This window comes from Enterobacter sp. QK-SA4 (genome assembly GCF_056856775.1).
On the sequence record NZ_JBXFXH010000007.1, the window covers coordinates 892043 to 908392 of the forward strand.

Annotated in this window: 15 protein-coding genes and 1 tRNA gene; 11 read left to right on the top strand and 5 right to left on the bottom strand. The window is 54.9% G+C overall.

The genetic code is table 11. The features are described from left to right. The first annotated feature begins 112 nt into the window (after nucleotides 1-112). Nucleotides 113-772 carry a PAQR family membrane homeostasis protein TrhA gene (gene trhA / locus AC1VYI_RS05935; RefSeq protein WP_134867178.1) on the top strand — a complete coding sequence of 220 codons (660 nt, stop codon included), beginning with the start codon at nucleotides 113-115 and terminating at the stop codon, nucleotides 770-772. A gap of 73 nt (nucleotides 773-845) precedes the next feature. Here trhA and ygfZ read toward each other — a convergent pair whose 3' ends face one another. Then, a complete protein-coding gene (gene ygfZ, locus AC1VYI_RS05940; protein WP_047743840.1) occupies nucleotides 846-1826 on the bottom strand; it encodes a tRNA-modifying protein YgfZ in 981 nt (326 codons plus the stop codon). Nucleotides 1827-2120: 294 nt separating this feature from the next. Here ygfZ and sdhE point away from each other — a divergent pair, with 294 nt between their 5' ends. Both sdhE and AC1VYI_RS05950 read left to right on the top strand, forming a co-directional pair. Then, nucleotides 2121-2387 carry an FAD assembly factor SdhE gene (gene sdhE, locus AC1VYI_RS05945; RefSeq protein WP_010435322.1) on the top strand — a complete coding sequence of 89 codons (267 nt, stop codon included), beginning with the start codon at nucleotides 2121-2123 and terminating at the stop codon, nucleotides 2385-2387. Beyond that, nucleotides 2368-2778 carry a protein YgfX gene (locus AC1VYI_RS05950; RefSeq protein ID WP_134867179.1) on the top strand — a complete coding sequence of 137 codons (411 nt, stop codon included), beginning with the start codon at nucleotides 2368-2370 and terminating at the stop codon, nucleotides 2776-2778. Before sdhE ends, AC1VYI_RS05950 begins: the two co-directional genes overlap by 20 nt. Before the next feature lie 6 nt (nucleotides 2779-2784). On the opposite strand, the gene fldB is transcribed toward AC1VYI_RS05950, so the two are convergent. After that, complete coding sequence (gene fldB, locus AC1VYI_RS05955) at nucleotides 2785-3306, bottom strand: flavodoxin FldB (protein ID WP_008499710.1); 522 nt, start codon at nucleotides 3304-3306, stop codon at nucleotides 2785-2787. A 101-nt stretch (nucleotides 3307-3407) separates the two neighbouring features. Here fldB and xerD point away from each other — a divergent pair, with 101 nt between their 5' ends. From xerD to lysS, 5 genes are all read left to right on the top strand, one after another. After that, nucleotides 3408-4304 (top strand): site-specific tyrosine recombinase XerD, encoded by an 897-nt coding sequence (gene xerD, locus AC1VYI_RS05960; RefSeq protein ID WP_023309098.1) that lies wholly within the window; start codon nucleotides 3408-3410, stop codon nucleotides 4302-4304. Between the two features lie 28 nt (nucleotides 4305-4332). Next, entirely contained in the window at nucleotides 4333-5046 is a 714-nt protein-coding gene (gene dsbC, locus AC1VYI_RS05965) for a bifunctional protein-disulfide isomerase/oxidoreductase DsbC (protein ID WP_023309097.1), read from the top strand. A gap of 5 nt (nucleotides 5047-5051) precedes the next feature. Further along, nucleotides 5052-6785 (top strand): single-stranded-DNA-specific exonuclease RecJ, encoded by a 1734-nt coding sequence (gene recJ, locus AC1VYI_RS05970; RefSeq protein WP_226484257.1) that lies wholly within the window; start codon nucleotides 5052-5054, stop codon nucleotides 6783-6785. 90 nt (nucleotides 6786-6875) lie between these two features. Further along, nucleotides 6876-7974 (top strand): peptide chain release factor 2 gene (gene prfB, locus AC1VYI_RS05975; RefSeq protein WP_096151315.1). Its coding sequence is split into 2 segments (ribosomal slippage): nucleotides 6876-6950 and nucleotides 6952-7974, totalling 1098 coding nucleotides; the frame shifts between segments, so codons are not numbered across the junction. Nucleotides 7975-7983: 9 nt separating this feature from the next. Next, nucleotides 7984-9501 (top strand): lysine--tRNA ligase, encoded by a 1518-nt coding sequence (gene lysS, locus AC1VYI_RS05980; protein ID WP_023309094.1) that lies wholly within the window; start codon nucleotides 7984-7986, stop codon nucleotides 9499-9501. A gap of 38 nt (nucleotides 9502-9539) precedes the next feature. On the opposite strand, the gene idi is transcribed toward lysS, so the two are convergent. Further along, nucleotides 9540-10082 (bottom strand): isopentenyl-diphosphate Delta-isomerase, encoded by a 543-nt coding sequence (gene idi, locus AC1VYI_RS05985; RefSeq protein WP_023309093.1) that lies wholly within the window; start codon nucleotides 10080-10082, stop codon nucleotides 9540-9542. A 163-nt stretch (nucleotides 10083-10245) separates the two neighbouring features. Here idi and actS point away from each other — a divergent pair, with 163 nt between their 5' ends. From actS to AC1VYI_RS06000, 3 genes are all read left to right on the top strand, one after another. After that, on the top strand, nucleotides 10246-10989 hold the full coding sequence (gene actS / locus AC1VYI_RS05990) for an amidase activator ActS (RefSeq protein ID WP_258754815.1): 744 nt from the start codon (nucleotides 10246-10248) through the stop codon (nucleotides 10987-10989). An 80-nt stretch (nucleotides 10990-11069) separates the two neighbouring features. Continuing rightward, nucleotides 11070-11143, top strand: a tRNA-Gly gene (locus AC1VYI_RS05995). Between the two features lie 565 nt (nucleotides 11144-11708). Then, nucleotides 11709-12554 (top strand): DUF4393 domain-containing protein, encoded by an 846-nt coding sequence (locus AC1VYI_RS06000; RefSeq protein ID WP_134867180.1) that lies wholly within the window; start codon nucleotides 11709-11711, stop codon nucleotides 12552-12554. Nucleotides 12555-13463: 909 nt separating this feature from the next. On the opposite strand, the gene AC1VYI_RS06005 is transcribed toward AC1VYI_RS06000, so the two are convergent. Together AC1VYI_RS06005 and AC1VYI_RS06010 are read right to left on the bottom strand one after the other, a co-directional pair. After that, nucleotides 13464-14534 (bottom strand): ABC transporter ATP-binding protein, encoded by a 1071-nt coding sequence (locus AC1VYI_RS06005; protein WP_023309074.1) that lies wholly within the window; start codon nucleotides 14532-14534, stop codon nucleotides 13464-13466. Then, nucleotides 14527-16296, bottom strand: coding sequence for an ABC transporter permease (locus AC1VYI_RS06010; RefSeq protein WP_134867181.1), 1770 nt, complete (start codon nucleotides 16294-16296; stop codon nucleotides 14527-14529). The genes AC1VYI_RS06005 and AC1VYI_RS06010 overlap by 8 nt, the downstream gene beginning before the upstream one ends. Between the last annotated feature and the right edge of the window lie 54 nt (nucleotides 16297-16350).

Below are 16350 nucleotides of genomic sequence, written 5' to 3' on the forward strand. Positions count from 1 at the left end.
TTTAGAAACGTTATGTTTAACTTTATTTTGGCTAACAGGTGTTCACTGGAATCATTCTCAGTTAGCATAGTTATGCGATGAATAATCATCTTTTGTTTTCCCGGAGTTTTGTATGGTGAGTAGACCATTAATCGCACAGGGATATTCGCTGGCTGAGGAAGTAGCCAACAGCATCAGCCACGGCATTGGCCTGGTGTTTGGGATTGTCGGTTTAGTGTTATTGCTGGTGCAGGCGGTGGACGCCAATGCCAGCGCGATGGCCATTACCAGCTACAGCCTTTATGGCGGGAGTATGATCCTGCTGTTCCTGGCCTCGACGCTGTATCACGCGATCCCGCATCAGCGGGCCAAGATGTGGCTCAAGAAATTTGACCACTGTGCTATCTATCTTCTGATTGCAGGCACCTACACACCGTTTTTGCTGGTGGGGCTCAACTCACCGCTGTCGCGTGGCCTGATGATTGTTATCTGGAGCCTGGCACTGCTGGGGATCCTGTTTAAGCTGACCATCGCGCACCGGTTTAAGGTGCTGTCACTGGTCACCTATCTGACAATGGGCTGGCTGTCGCTGATTGTGGTGTATCAACTGGCGCTCAAACTGTCGGTAGGGGGCGTGACGCTTCTGGCCTTAGGCGGCGTGGTGTACTCGCTCGGCGTGATTTTCTACGTCTGCAAGCGCATCCCGTACAACCATGCCATCTGGCACGGCTTTGTGCTCGGCGGCAGCGTATGCCACTTTTTGGCGATCTATTTGTACGTGGGGCAGGTGTAGTTTTTAAACCGTGCGGGCGGTTGCCCTCACCCCGGCCCTCTCCCACAGAGAGAGGGAGGGCACCTGGATACGATTACTCTTCTAACGAATACGGCAGCGGCTCGATGCTCAGCGTGTTCGCATCGTCACGCACGCGGAACACGCTGTCGGCTTCCATGTCGTTGTTCATGACGGCCTGTACCAAAAGACGTCCATCATCCAGCTGTACGGCGGCTAACACGGTGCCGGTGCGGCGCCAGTTATCACCCATCTTCAGCTCTAAGTCTTCACCCGCTTCAGGTACACGGCTGGCATGGCCCGCCAGCGTCCACAGCGCTCGTTTGTTTGCCCCGCGGAATTTTGCACGTGCCACCATCTCCTGGCCGGTGTAACAGCCCTTTTTAAAGCTGATGCCCCCCAGCGCCTGCAGGTTTGTTGCCTGAGGAATGAACTGCGCGCTGTTTGCTGCGTCAATCACCGGCAGACCCGCTTCGATGTTCAGCGCCAGCCACTGCTGACTATTGTTGAGCTGCGCTTCGCCGCGCAGCGCTTCAGTCACGCGATCGGCCGTTGCCGCATCCGTGACTAACAGGAAACGCTCCGCAGGGTGTTCAAACCACAGGATGGAGGTCGCGCCTTCGCTGATCACCTGCTTTTCTGCATCCGGCAGTTCGCTGAAGAGATTTTTCAGCGCCGCACGCGCCTGGAAACCGGCCACTCCCAGCAGGACATGTTCGTCGTCCGGGGCGATAGTGACTTTGGAGAAGACCGCGTACTTCTTCAGCTCTTTGAGCTGGGCCTCTTGCAGGCTGCGGCGCTCAATAAAAGCAAAGCCGTCCTGACGGCGGAAGAGGCGCAGGTTGCTCCACATTTTGCCTTTTGGGTCGCAATGCGCGGCCAGCAGGTGCTGGTGTTCGGTCATCTGACTGACGTCGGCGGTCACCTGGCCCTGCAGATATTTTTCGGCGTCGGCACCGCTGAGCGTTGCCAGCGCCCAGTCATCAAGAGAAATAAGCGTCAGCGGCAGACGCGCAGAGGCGGCGGGCTGGCGAGGAGAAAATGGTGTAAATGCCATAACGATATCCTGAATTGCTTAACGCTTTGATAATGCCTAATGGTAAAAGAGCCTGCAGGCAATGCAAGCGCTTTCAACAGACCATTTGTGCCCTAAACCGGTTATGCGTAGCGCTACGCAAAATAATGTAATCCGCTGTCTTTGTAGGGATTATTCTGGAAGCCTGCTCGGCGATCGCAATATTCCAGTAATGAAACGGTCAAAAACACGTTACACTAGCTGGTGTCCCCGTAGAGAAATAAAGAACACTGAACGGGGTACCGACTGTGCCAAACGTAATGCAGGAAACTGAACATGGATATTAACAACAAGGCCCGTATTCACTGGGCGTGCCGTCGCGGCATGCGTGAACTTGATATTTCCATCATGCCTTTCTTTGAATATGAGTATGACAGCTTAAGCGATGATGATAAGCGTCTGTTTGTTCGCCTGCTTGAGTCTGACGATCCGGATTTATTCAACTGGCTGATGAACCACGGCAAACCCGCCGACACCGAGTTGCAACGGATGGTGCAATTAATTCAAACACGGAATCGGGAACGTGGTCCTGTGGCAATCTGATCTTCGCGTCTCGTGGCGCTCGCAGTGGATGTCTTTATTGATCCACGGCCTGGTTGCGGCCTTTGTTTTACTGATGCCGTGGCCGCTGAGCTATACGCCGCTGTGGCTGCTGTTACTGTCGTTTGTCGTTTTTGACAGCGTACGCAGCCAGCGTCGCATTAATGCCCGTCAGGGAGAGATTAAATTACTGATGGATTCCCGCCTGCGCTGGCAGGGTAAAGAGTGGGATATTCTCGGTATGCCCTGGATGCTCAACTGCGGCATGATGTTACGGTTACGCAAGGTGGACGGCGGGCGTTGCCAGCATCTGTGGCTGGCGGCTGACAGTATGGATGCTGCCGAGTGGCGAGACCTGCGCCGGATGCTGTTGCAACAAACGACGCAGGGGTAGCGCGCGTTAGCTAAACTTTTCAGCCATTTCGCCCAGAATCTGCTCGCACCAGGTTTGCAGGCGCTCATCGCTGAGATCGTACTGGTTGGTTTCATCCAGCGCGAGTCCAACAAACAGCTCGCCGTCGGCGATAATCGGTTTTTTACTGGTAAACTCGTAACCTTCGGTTGGCCAGTAGCCGATAAACGATACTCCTTTCGGCGCCAGCTTGTCATGCAGCATGCCGAGCGCGTCCAGGAACCATTCCCCGTAGCCCAGCTGATCCCCCATGCCGTACATGGCAATGATTTTGCCGTCGAGATTGACCGAATCGAGTTGATCCCAGATGGCTTCCCAGTCTTCCTGTATCTCACCAAAATCCCAGGTTGGGATGCCAAGAATCAGGACATCGTACTGTTCCATCAGCGCGACCGCGTCATCTTTCAGGTTATGCAACGTCACCAGTTCCGGGCCAATGATGTCGCGAATTTTCTCTGCCGCCATTTCGGTGTAGCAGGTGCTGGAACCATAGAACAGACCAATATTCATCGCGTAACTATCTCAATACTTGCTTTGACTTTGCGCGTAGTGTACCAGAAACCGGTCGCAATCAGGCATAATGGCCTGACTGCAAAATCAAAGGGGCTGATGTGGAAAAGGATCTCGCACTGATCGAACAGTTTCTCGACGCGCTGTGGCTGGAGAAAAATCTGGCCGAGAATACCCTTAGCGCCTACCGTCGCGATCTCACCATGCTGGTGGAATGGCTTGCGCACCGGGGGTTATCCCTTGCGAGCGCGCAGCGTGACGACCTGCAGGCGCTGCTGGGGGAACGTATCGCAGGGGGCTACAAAGCTACCAGTTCCGCGCGTTTGCTCAGCGCCATGCGTCGGCTGTTCCAGCACCTCTACCGTGAGAAGATCCGCGAAGACGATCCCAGCGCGCTGCTGGCATCTCCTAAGCTCCCGCAGCGGCTGCCGAAAGATCTCAGCGAAGCACAAGTTGAGAGATTATTACAGTCACCGGCTGTTGACCTGCCGCTGGAGTTACGCGATAAAGCCATGCTTGAGCTATTGTATGCTACCGGCTTGCGCGTTTCGGAACTGGTTGGTCTGACGATGAGCGACATCAGCCTGCGTCAGGGCGTAGTGCGCGTCATTGGTAAAGGAAATAAGGAAAGGCTGGTTCCGCTGGGTGAAGAGGCGGTTTACTGGCTGGAAACGTACCTGGAGCACGGTCGTCCGTGGCTGCTAAATGGTACTTCTATCGACGTCCTGTTTCCGAGCCAGCGCGCCCAGCAGATGACGCGGCAAACGTTCTGGCATCGCATCAAACATTACGCCACACTGGCGGGTATCGACAGTGAAAAGCTTTCGCCGCACGTATTGCGTCACGCCTTCGCGACGCATCTGTTAAACCACGGCGCTGATTTACGCGTGGTGCAGATGCTGCTGGGCCACAGCGATCTTTCCACGACGCAAATTTACACCCATGTCGCGACGGAACGCCTGCGGCAGCTACACCAACAGCACCACCCTCGTGCGTGAGTGCCGACGAATTGTAACAGGATCACATATGAAAAAGACTTTCGCGCTGTTCACCCTGCTGGCAGCCTCATTTACCGGTTTCGCCCATGCGGACGACGCCGCCATCAAACAGTCGCTGGCTAAGCTTGGCGTCACCGGTAGCGATATTCAGCCTGCACCGGTTGCCGGCATGAAAACGGTACTCACCAACAGCGGCGTGCTGTACGTCACCGAAGACGGCAAACACATTATTCAGGGGCCAATGTACGACGTGAGCGGCGCGCAGCCGGTGAACGTCACCAACCAGCTGCTGATGAAAAACCTGAACGCGCTCGAAAAAGAGATGATCGTCTATAAAGCGGCGCAGGAAAAACACGTCATTACCGTCTTCACCGACATCACCTGCGGCTACTGCCACAAGCTGCATGAAGAGATGAAAGACTACAACGCGCTGGGCATTACCGTGCGTTATCTGGCCTTCCCGCGCGCCGGCGTGCAGAGCCAGCCAGAGCAGGACATGAAGGCGATCTGGTGTGCGAAAGACCGCAACAAAGCGTTTGACGACGCGATGAACGGCAAAGGCGTTAAGCCAGCCTCCTGCGACATTGATATCGCTAACCACTATGCGCTCGGCGTGCAGTTTGGCGTGAGCGGTACGCCTGCGATTGTCCTGAGCAACGGCTATGTCGTTCCGGGCTATCAGGGACCGAAAGAGATGAAAGAGTTCCTCGACGCGCACCAGAAACAGTTTGGTGGTAAATAATCCGCGTGAAAGCCCCAATAAAATTGCGCCGCCGCGAGGCGGTTGAACCCGTTGATTTACCGGACGATCTCCCGGCACTGCTTAAGCGCCTCTACGCCAGCCGCGGCGTGCGTCGCGCTGAGGATCTTGAACGCAGCGTAAAAGGGATGCTGCCCTGGCAGCAGCTGAGCGGTATCGAAAAAGCCACCGAAATACTCTACAACGCGCTTCGAGAGGGAACGCGGATTGTGGTGGTAGGGGATTTCGACGCCGACGGCGCAACCAGCACCGCGCTGAGCGTGCTCAGCCTGCGCGCGCTGGGCTGCGATAACGTCACGTATCTGGTACCGAACCGTTTTGAAGACGGCTATGGCCTCAGCCCGGAAGTGGTCGATCAGGCCCACGCCCGTGGTGCACAGATGATCATGACCGTCGATAACGGGATCTCCTCCCATGCGGGCGTCGATCATGCTCATGCTTTGGGGATCCCGGTGCTGATCACCGATCACCACCTGCCGGGCGAAACGCTGCCGGATGCGGAAGCGATTATTAACCCCAACCTGCGCGACTGCGATTTTCCATCAAAATCACTTGCAGGCGTGGGCGTAGCGTTTTATCTGATGCTGGCGTTACGTACCCTGCTGCGCGATAAGGGCTGGTTCGAATCCCGCGGTATTGCCGTACCGAACCTGGCCGAATATCTCGATCTGGTGGCACTGGGTACCGTTGCTGACGTGGTCCCGCTCGATACCAATAACCGTATTTTGACCTGGCAGGGCTTAAGCCGTATCCGGGCAGGCAAGTGCCGTCCAGGGATCAAGGCGCTGCTGGAAATCGCCAACCGCGACCCGCTCAAGCTGGCGGCAAGCGACCTGGGCTTTGCTCTCGGGCCGCGTCTTAACGCAGCCGGAAGGCTGGACGATATGTCCGTCGGCGTGGCGCTGCTGCTGTGCGACAACATCGGTGAAGCGCGCGTGCTGGCCAACGAGCTGGACGCGCTGAACCAGACCCGTAAAGAGATTGAGCAGGGGATGCAGGCCGAAGCGCTGACCCTGTGCGAAAAGCTTGAACGCAGCGGCGATACGCTGCCGGGCGGCCTGGCGATGTACCATCCCGAGTGGCATCAGGGCGTGGTGGGCATTCTGGCGTCGCGTATTAAAGAACGTTTCCACCGGCCGGTGATCGCGTTCGCCCCTGCGGGTGATGGCACGCTGAAAGGCTCTGGCCGCTCAATCCAGGGGCTGCACATGCGCGATGCGCTGGAGCGTCTCGATACGCTGTATCCGGGTCTGATGATCAAGTTCGGCGGCCATGCGATGGCGGCAGGCCTGTCTCTGGAAGAGGCGAAATTCGACGAGTTTCAGCGTCTGTTTGGTGAACTGGTCACCGACTGGATTGACCCGGCCCTGCTGCAGGGAGAAGTGGTGTCAGATGGCGAGCTTTCACCGATTGAGATGACGATGGACGTGGCGCAAATGCTCCGCGATGCCGGTCCGTGGGGGCAGATGTTCCCGGAACCGCTGTTCGACGGTCGTTTCCGTCTGCTGCAGCAGCGCATCGTCGGCGAACGTCATCTGAAAGTGATGGTCGAGCCCGTGGGCGGGGGACCGCTGCTGGACGGCATTGCCTTCAACGTCGATACCTCCATCTGGCCGGACAACGGCGTGCGCGAGGTCGAGCTGGCGTACAAACTGGACATCAACGAGTTTCGCGGTAACCGCACCCTGCAGATCATCATCGACAATATCTGGCCAATTTAGCGGCAGTAATCTCTATAAAAAAGGGCGTGGATTCGGTACAATCCCGCTCTTATCACCGCATTTTGACAAGTCCATAAAAGAAAACAGACCATGTTTGAAATTAATCCGGTAAAAAACCGTATTCAGGACCTCACGGAGCGCTCTGACGTTCTTAGGGGGTATCTTTGACTACGATGCCAAGAAAGAGCGTCTTGAAGAAGTAAACGCCGAGCTGGAACAGCCGGACGTCTGGAACGAACCTGAACGCGCACAGGCGCTGGGTAAAGAGCGTTCCTCTCTCGAAGCTATCGTAGATACGCTGGATCAAATGGCCCAGGGGCTGGAAGATGTTTCCGGTTTGCTGGAGCTGGCCGTCGAAGCCGACGACGAAGAAACCTTTAACGAAGCCGTAGCAGAACTCGACGTGCTGGAAGAGAAGCTGGCGCAGCTGGAATTCCGCCGTATGTTCTCCGGCGAATACGACAGCGCTGATTGCTATCTCGATATTCAGGCAGGTTCTGGCGGTACCGAAGCGCAGGACTGGGCCAGCATGCTGACGCGCATGTACCTGCGTTGGGCAGAAGCGCGCGGCTTCAAAACCGAAATTATCGAAGAGTCTGAAGGTGAAGTTGCGGGTCTGAAATCCGTCACCATCAAGATCATTGGTGATTACGCCTACGGCTGGCTGCGTACCGAAACCGGCGTTCACCGCCTGGTGCGTAAGAGCCCGTTCGACTCCGGTGGCCGTCGTCATACCTCCTTCAGCTCCGCGTTTGTTTATCCGGAAGTTGATGAAGATATTGATATCGAAATTAACCCGGCGGACCTGCGTATCGACGTTTATCGCGCATCCGGCGCGGGCGGCCAGCACGTTAACCGTACGGAATCGGCGGTGCGTATTACCCACATTCCAACCGGGCTGGTAACACAGTGCCAGAACGACCGTTCCCAGCATAAGAACAAAGACCAGGCCATGAAGCAGATGAAAGCAAAGCTTTATGAGCTGGAGATGCAGAAGAAAAATGCTGAGAAACAGGCGATGGAAGACAACAAGTCCGACATCGGTTGGGGCAGCCAGATCCGTTCTTACGTCCTTGATGACTCCCGCATCAAAGACCTGCGTACCGGGGTTGAAACCCGAAACACGCAGGCGGTGCTGGACGGCAGCCTGGACCAATTTATCGAAGCAAGTTTGAAAGCAGGGTTATGAGGAACCAACATGTCTGAACAACAAGCACAGGGCGCTGACGCGGTAGTCGATCTTAACAACGAACTGAAAACCCGCCGCGAGAAGCTGGCAGCGCTGCGCGAGCAGGGCGTGCCGTTCCCGAACGATTTTCGTCGTGACCACACCTCAGACCAACTGCACGCTGACTTCGACGCTAAAGAGAACGAAGAGCTGGAAGCGCTGAACGTTGAAGTGGCCGTTGCAGGCCGCATGATGACCCGTCGTATCATGGGTAAAGCCTCCTTCGTGACCTTGCAGGACGTTGGCGGCCGTATTCAGCTGTACGTTTCCCGTGACGACCTGCCGGAAGGCATCTACAACGAGCAGTTCAAGAAGTGGGACCTGGGCGATATCCTGGGCGCGAAAGGTAAACTGTTCAAAACCAAGACCGGTGAACTGTCTATCCACTGCACCGAGCTGCGTCTGCTGACCAAAGCCCTGCGCCCGCTGCCGGACAAATTCCACGGCCTGCAGGATCAGGAAGCGCGCTATCGTCAGCGCTACCTGGATCTCATCTCTAACGATGAATCCCGTAAGACCTTCAAAATTCGCTCTCAGATCATGGCCGGTATCCGCCAGTTCATGGTGAACCGCGACTTTATGGAAGTGGAAACCCCAATGATGCAGGTGATCCCAGGCGGCGCGTCTGCGCGTCCGTTCATCACCCATCACAACGCCCTGGACCTGGACATGTACCTGCGTATCGCGCCGGAACTGTACCTGAAGCGTCTGGTGGTCGGTGGTTTCGACCGCGTGTTCGAAATCAACCGTAACTTCCGTAACGAAGGTATCTCCGTTCGTCATAACCCAGAGTTCACCATGATGGAACTCTATATGGCGTATGCGGATTACAAAGATTTGATCGAGCTGACCGAATCCCTGTTCCGTACCCTGGCGCAGGACATTCTGGGTACCACCCAGGTCCCTTACGGTGAAGAAGTCTTCGACTTCGGCAAGCCGTTTGAAAAACTGACCATGCGCGAAGCGATCAAGAAGTACCGTCCGGAAACCAACATGGCGGATCTGGATAACTTCGATTCTGCGAAAGCGATCGCTGAAAGCATCGGTATCAAGGTTGAGAAGAGCTGGGGTCTGGGCCGTATCGTGACCGAGATCTTTGAAGAAGTGGCCGAAGCGCACCTGATTCAGCCGACCTTCATTACCGAGTATCCGGCTGAAGTCTCTCCGCTGGCGCGTCGTAATGACGAGAACCCGGAGATCACCGATCGCTTTGAATTCTTCATCGGCGGCCGTGAAATCGGCAACGGCTTTAGCGAGCTGAACGATGCGGAAGACCAGGCTCAGCGCTTCCAGGATCAGGTTGACGCGAAAGCGGCAGGCGACGACGAAGCGATGTTCTTCGACGAAGACTACGTGACCGCGCTGGAACACGGTCTGCCACCAACGGCGGGTCTGGGGATTGGTATTGACCGTATGGTGATGCTGTTCACCAACAGCCATACCATCCGCGACGTGATCCTGTTCCCGGCGATGCGCCCGGTGAAATAAGGCGTGCAGATGTAAAAAAAGCCCCGAAAGGGGCTTTTTTATTGCGCCGCGAAGGCTTTGAGTTTTTCGCGGGCGGTCGTCGCTTCCATGACCATCCACGGGCTAAACGCCCAGGGCGTCGCGTCCAGCGCGCGGAATAGCGCGTCCAGTTCAACCCACTGATAGTCCATCACTTCATCTTCGTTTATCGTCACGTCATTGGTGATGCGGGCGGCGAATACCGGGCAAATTTCGTTTTCCACGATCCCGGACGGGTCGGTTTCCCGATAGCGAAATTCAGGGGCGACGGCGGTGATATCGGTTAGCTCAGCGCCTACTTCAAAGCGGCAGCGGCGAATTATCGCCTGTATCGTCTCTTCGCCGGACTGCGGGTGGCCGCAGACGGAGTTGGTCCAGACGCCGGGCCAGGCTTTTTTGCTTAAGGCGCGCCGGGTGATCAGACATTCGCCGTTTGCGTTAAAAAGCCAGGAAGAGAACGCCAGATGCAGCGGGGTATGTAAGGTGTGCGCGGCATATTTTTCCTGAGTGCCAATCACCATTCCCTGGTCGTTTACCAAAATAACGTGTTCTTGAATACTCATTCATGCTCCAGTGCCAAAATGCCGAGTGGTTCAGCACCATCAGCCGGATCATTATACTGCATTCTTATACGAACGGTTTGGCGCGTAGAGCGGAAAAGGGCATGACCCATATTCGTTTTGGCTGTTATCATAGTGCGCCATTCACGCTGACCGAGGATCTGTTTTGTTTGCAGGAAGCCTGACGAGAAACCCCATCACCGCCATTTTTTGCCTGACGATGACGCTATTGCTGGCGGGCTGTTCAGGGAGCAAATCTTCGGATATGGGCAGCTATTCCGGTTCGGTCTATACCGTTAAGCGCGGGGATACGCTGTACCGGATTTCGCGCGCAACGGGAACCAGCGTGAAGGATCTGGCGCGTCTGAATAATCTCTCACCACCCTACACCATCGAGGTGGGGCAGAAGCTGAAGGTTAGCGGCGGATCGTCCTCGGGTAACAAATCCTCTTCGAAAGGCAAAGCCGCCAAAGTGACGCCGTCCTATCAGGTGCCTCAATCATCCTGGCCGCCGGTCGGTCAGCGCTGCTGGATCTGGCCTGCCAGCGGTAAAGTGGTCGCCCCTTACTCGCTCTCTGAAGGTGGCAATAAGGGTATTGATATCGCGGCTGCACGCGGTACGCCGGTTTATGCCTCCGGAGCCGGGAAGGTGGTTTACGTCGGCAACCAGCTGCGCGGCTACGGTAACCTGATCATGATTAAGCATGGTGAAGACTACATCACGGCCTATGCGCACAACGACACGATGCTGGTCAACAACGGGCAGAACGTCAAAGCCGGGCAGAAGATTGCCACCATGGGCAGCACCGGTACGGATTCGGTGAAGCTGCATTTCCAGATTCGCTATAAGGCGACGGCCATCGACCCGCAGCGTTATCTGCCTGCGCCCGGCAGCAAACCGAAGTGCTAAGTGATTATTTAATCGCCGGTTAGTTGTTAAGAGGCTTGTATGAAGGTGCGTAAGGTCTATAATGCCATACGCACCTCAAAGCGGGCGTAGTTCAATGGTAGAACGAGAGCTTCCCAAGCTCTATACGAGGGTTCGATTCCCTTCGCCCGCTCCAGCGATTTTTTACGCTCAAAATCAGCTAAAAAATCGTTATGTTTCCGGTGCTTAGAGGGAGGCGCTCTGTAAGCGCTGTTGAGAACCCTCTCGACGTTCTACCTTGGTAACTACCGCGATTTGGTGAGTAGTGATCAGGAAGCTTATCAAAACGCTGGCGGTCGTTCCAGTGTCTTACCGCGATAGTCCAACAAGAAAACAAAGCCTTTCACTACGGCTGTAAACCATTCCTGAAACTTTTAACCGTTCCACACTTAGCGCGGTGTCCCGTAACAGCCTGTCGTGATGACACGCCACGGATAAACGAGCAAATGTTGGGAAGCCTAACCAGATCGGGAAAGGATCTGGCTCTGCCGTGGTGTTCACCGAGCCATAAATGATCGGTACTCGATAAGAGAGCGGTTAACCGACAATTCTGATGACACGCCTTCGGCGCTTGATGTTGGTATGCCCAACACGGCGCTAAATGGTTGCTATCGATCAAATTTTCGAAACGTTCAAATTACCAATGATTAAGCGGCAACTGTATAATCCCAGTGAACTTCCTGATTCCACTGGTGATTGATATGTCTGATGATGAATCCAAAAGTAGTAACGTAGCTGATATCGCTAACGCTGTGGCAGCAGTAGCTAAAGAAGTACCAGTTTACCAAGATGCCCTTCAACCAGCAGCACAGGAGGTTGGGAAAGCGCTTGGGACCGTTGCTAAACTCGTCAATGTTGCTTTAGCTCCAGTTAGCGTGTTGGTATGGGGGTATGATCAGATCCGTGAGTTTACTGCTACCAAAGTTGCTGAAAAACTTAAGGCTATTCCAACTGAAAACATCATCACCCCTAAACCTAATATTGCTGTACCAGCTATCGAAGCCTTGCGATATACAGGACATGAGCCAAGTTTAAGTGAAATGTATGCTAATCTTTTAGCCACCGCAATGAATAAAGAGACAGCAAATCAGGCCCACCCTTCATTTGTTGAGATAATTAAGCAAATAACTCCAGATGAAGCGAAGATTGTAAATTTGTTTACTGATCCAAACCGACTGTATCCTTTGCTCCATATCCGACAAGAGTATAAACAAGGGAATGCTGAGGGGCTTCAAGGTGGTTACGATATCATTCCAATCTTTACGGATTTAGGTGAGGTTGCTCAATGTGAGGTACAGAGCAATGTTCCAGCATATATTGTAAATTTATGCAGACTGGGCCTTTGTGAAATTCCTCCAATGAATAAATATACGGACGCTGATGTCTATAGCAAATTGAAAAGCTCACCGATATTGGAGGCGCTGAAGTCATCTACAGAGCAAAGTGGGTTAGTCTATGTTGAAAAAGAAATGCGATTGTCCATCACACCTTTTGGACATCAATTTGCTCAAGCATGCACAAGTGTTGACAGTGGTAGAGCCAATTGACTACGCATACGATAAGAGAATTACACTCATTAGTTTTGGCATAATATCCATTCTATTGAGTATATTCATTTTATTGTTTCACTCTCCAAGTGGAAGCGCTGACTTTTCTCGAGCCATTTTACACGGCCGCTTTGCGGTAATGTAAAGCATCATCTGACTCTGTTCCCCACGTATTGACCGTGGCAGAGTCAGACCGAATCATATCCTCATGTTAAAAGTATCCCCGACTCTATAGCTGATCTGCTGAGTGGAACGATTAGCCTCCTAATAATTTCACTGGATCTGTGGCGAATATCCTAGTATTGCCACTGCGTCACACTGCTTTGCTTGTGTTGCAATTTGCCTCGCTTTATTACAACAGGAGAAACGCTGTCTTTCTGTAGTAAAAAGCCTTGGTATATTGCTTAATAAATCCCTCTTCTTGTTATGGGAATAATTACAAAGGTTATTTAACAATCAATAACAACATGCGCAACAAGTATTAGACCTAAGTGAAACTGCGTTTCGTAACAGGAGGTTATGCAGTAAAGTGGTGAGCGTTAATCTTCAATAAATCTTAGGCAGAAAATGTTATGGCTGGTGTATTGGCAAACACAGCAGCAGTGGTAGGGATTTTTGATAAGGCGGTTAGGAGCACACAGAAGCTGGCGAATAACAGTGATAAACTGGGGCACCCTTAACTTGAGTTAGATAACATGTTTTTTGAACTTGCTAATGCCAAGATCGAAGCCGTAACAATGCAAACTCTTGGGACTGACTCCGCCTCAGATCTTCGTTTTTCTCGCCAAACGAATTCTCCAGATTAAAAAAATGACTTATACCGCCGACCTCGGCTTCTCTGCATTCATCTATTCCGTAGACCCGGTAAGCGAATCGCCACCGGGCCATGGCAGATTAATTATTGACTCATCACCCTTTCGGGAACACCCACACATGCTTCTCAGGCAGCGAAAGATGGCAGTGCTGCGGATCCCGAACCTCATGCCCATACGCACGAATGACAAAATCATCCCCCACCGTGCGGAACAGGTACTCCCAGCGGTCGCCGAGGTACATGCTGGTGAGCAGCGGCAGCTCAAGCTGATTTTCCCCTGGTCCCTCGACTACCGCCACGCGCTCGACGCGGATCACCGCCGTGGCTTCATCACCGCTCTGCACCCCTTCACCGGCCTGGCCCCACAGCACCCAGCCTTTGCCTTCGATACGCGCTTTGCCTTCGCGCACTTCGGTAACCTTGCCGTGCAGGCGGTTGTTGCTGCCCATAAACTCAGCGGTAAACAGCGTTTTCGGCGAGCCGTACATCTCCTGCGGCGTGCCCTGTTGCTCAATTTTGCCGTTGTTGAGCAGCAGGATGCGGTCGGAAATCGACATCGCTTCGTTCTGGTCGTGCGTCACCATCAGCGCCGATAGCCCGAGCTTGATAATCAGCTCGCGCAGGAACACGCGGGCCTCTTCGCGAAGCTTGGCGTCGAGGTTTGAGAGCGGCTCGTCCAGCAAAATTACCGGCGGGTTGTAGACCAGCGCCCGGCCAATCGCCACGCGCTGCTGCTGCCCGCCGGAGAGCTGGTGCGGGTGACGTTTGCCAAGATGGCCCAGACCCAACTGGTCCAGCACGTCCTGCACGCGCTGCTGGATCTCTTTGGCCGGGACTTTGCGCAGCTTGAGCGGATAGGCCACGTTCTCAAACACGGTCTTGTGCGGCCACAGGGCATAGGACTGGAACACCAGCCCCAGGTTACGCTCTTCCGCCGGGACCTCGCTGCGCGGCGTGCCGTCGTAAACTTTATTATTGCCAATGACAATCGACCCCTGCGTCGGTTTTTCCAGACCCGCGACGGCGCGCAGCAGGGTGGTTTTACCGCTGCCGGAGGGGCCTAACAGGGAGACCACTTCGCCGCGCTTCAGGTTCATGGAGACACCTTTTAAAACAGGATTGTCGCCGTAGGTTAAGTGCAGATCGTCAACAGCTAATTCAATCATGTATTTTCACTCCGAAACGAAGGGCAATGCCCAGACCTACCACGACCAGCAGGATGTTAATGAAAGAGAGCGCCGCCACGATATCGATGGCACCCGCGGCCCAGAGGGAAACCAGCATCGAGCCGATGGTCTCCGTGCCGGGTGAAAGCAGGTACACACCCGTTGAATATTCGCGCTCAAAGATCAGGAACATCAGCAGCCACGAACCGATAAGACCGTAGCGGGAGAGCGGGATGGTGACGTGGCGGGTGATCTGCCCGCGCGTCGCTCCGGTGCTGCGCGCCGCTTCTTCAAGCTCCGGCCCCACCTGCAGCAGCGTGGAAGAGATCAGCCTCAGCCCGTAAGCCATCCACACCACGGTATAGGCCAGCCAGACGCTGAAAATGGTGCTGCGCAGCGAACGCAGCCAGACGATGACGTTTTCGCGCATCCAGTCGGTCCAGGCGAACCCGGAAAGCCAGCCGGATTTCAGCGAGTTATCGAGCCACATCGGCAGGAACAGGAACACCCACAGGAACGCCAGACCCGCCAGCAGGCCAGGCACGGCGCGCGGCACCAGCACGCTGTAGTCCAGAAAACGCGTGGTGTTGTCCGGCTTGCGGTGCATGGCAATGCCGACAAACAGGTAGCACACCACGGCCAGCGCGCCGCCAATCACGCCAATCGCCATGGAGTTGACGATGGCGCGCAGCAGGTTGGGCTGTGCCCAGATGGTGCGGAAGGTGTTCAGTGAAAGCTCGTCCCACAGCGAAACGCCCACGCCCCAGTTGGAGATAAACGCGCGCAATACCACGCCGAGCAGCGGAACGCCGATGGTGACGGTGAGCCAGAAGGCAATCACTCCGCCAGCCACCCAGCGCCATTTACCCAGCGGCAGCGCGCGGGCCTGCGAAGCCTTACCCTTCATGGTGACGAAGCGGTTGGCGGTGCGCATCAGGCGACGCTGGAGCATCACCAGCGGGATGGTGATACAGATAAGCACCACGGCAACCGCCGCCATCAGGTTATAGGATGGGGTGCCCATCTTGTTTGTCAGCTTATAGAGATAGGTCGCCAGCACCATGTTGCCTTCCGGGTCGCCGAGGACCAGCATCAGACCGAACACTTCCAGCCCGAGGAAGAACAGCAGCACGGTGGCGTACAGAATGGACGGGCGCACCATCGGCAGGCTGACGGAGGTCATCACCTGCCAGGGCGACGCGCCCGCGGTGCGCGCGGCTTCTTCCACATCGGAGCCCACGCTGCGCAGCGCTGACGAGATATACAGATAGGCGTGCGGGACGTGCGTCAGGCCGGCGATGACCACAATGCTCGACATGTCGTAGATATTCCACGGCACAAAGCCAATCAGCGCCTGAGCCCACTGGGAGAGAAAGCCCACCGGACCGGCGGCCACCACGTAGCCGAAGCCCAGCACCATCGGTGAAACGAAAATCGGGACCAGGATCAGCGGCTCAATCAGCCGGCGACCGGGCAGGTCGGTACGCACCATCAGAAACGCCAGCACGCCGCCCAGCGGAATGGAGATAAAGACCAGCCCGAAAGCAAGAATAAAGCCGCTCTTCAGGGCCTTATAAAAATCAGGATCGGTGAAAATAAACTCAAATGATTCAAAGCTCCACTCTTTTGACGGCGAAAAGAACGGGGCGGACAGGAAGCTCTGGATCACGATAAACGACAGCGGCGTATAGATAACCAGGGCGGTTATCAGCACGACGATGCCTCGCGGCAGGCTTTGGCACTTTCTGCGTAATGTATTCATGGGGTATCCCTGGTGTTGCAGCCCAGAAAAACGAACTCAGTCGATAAGGGAGCG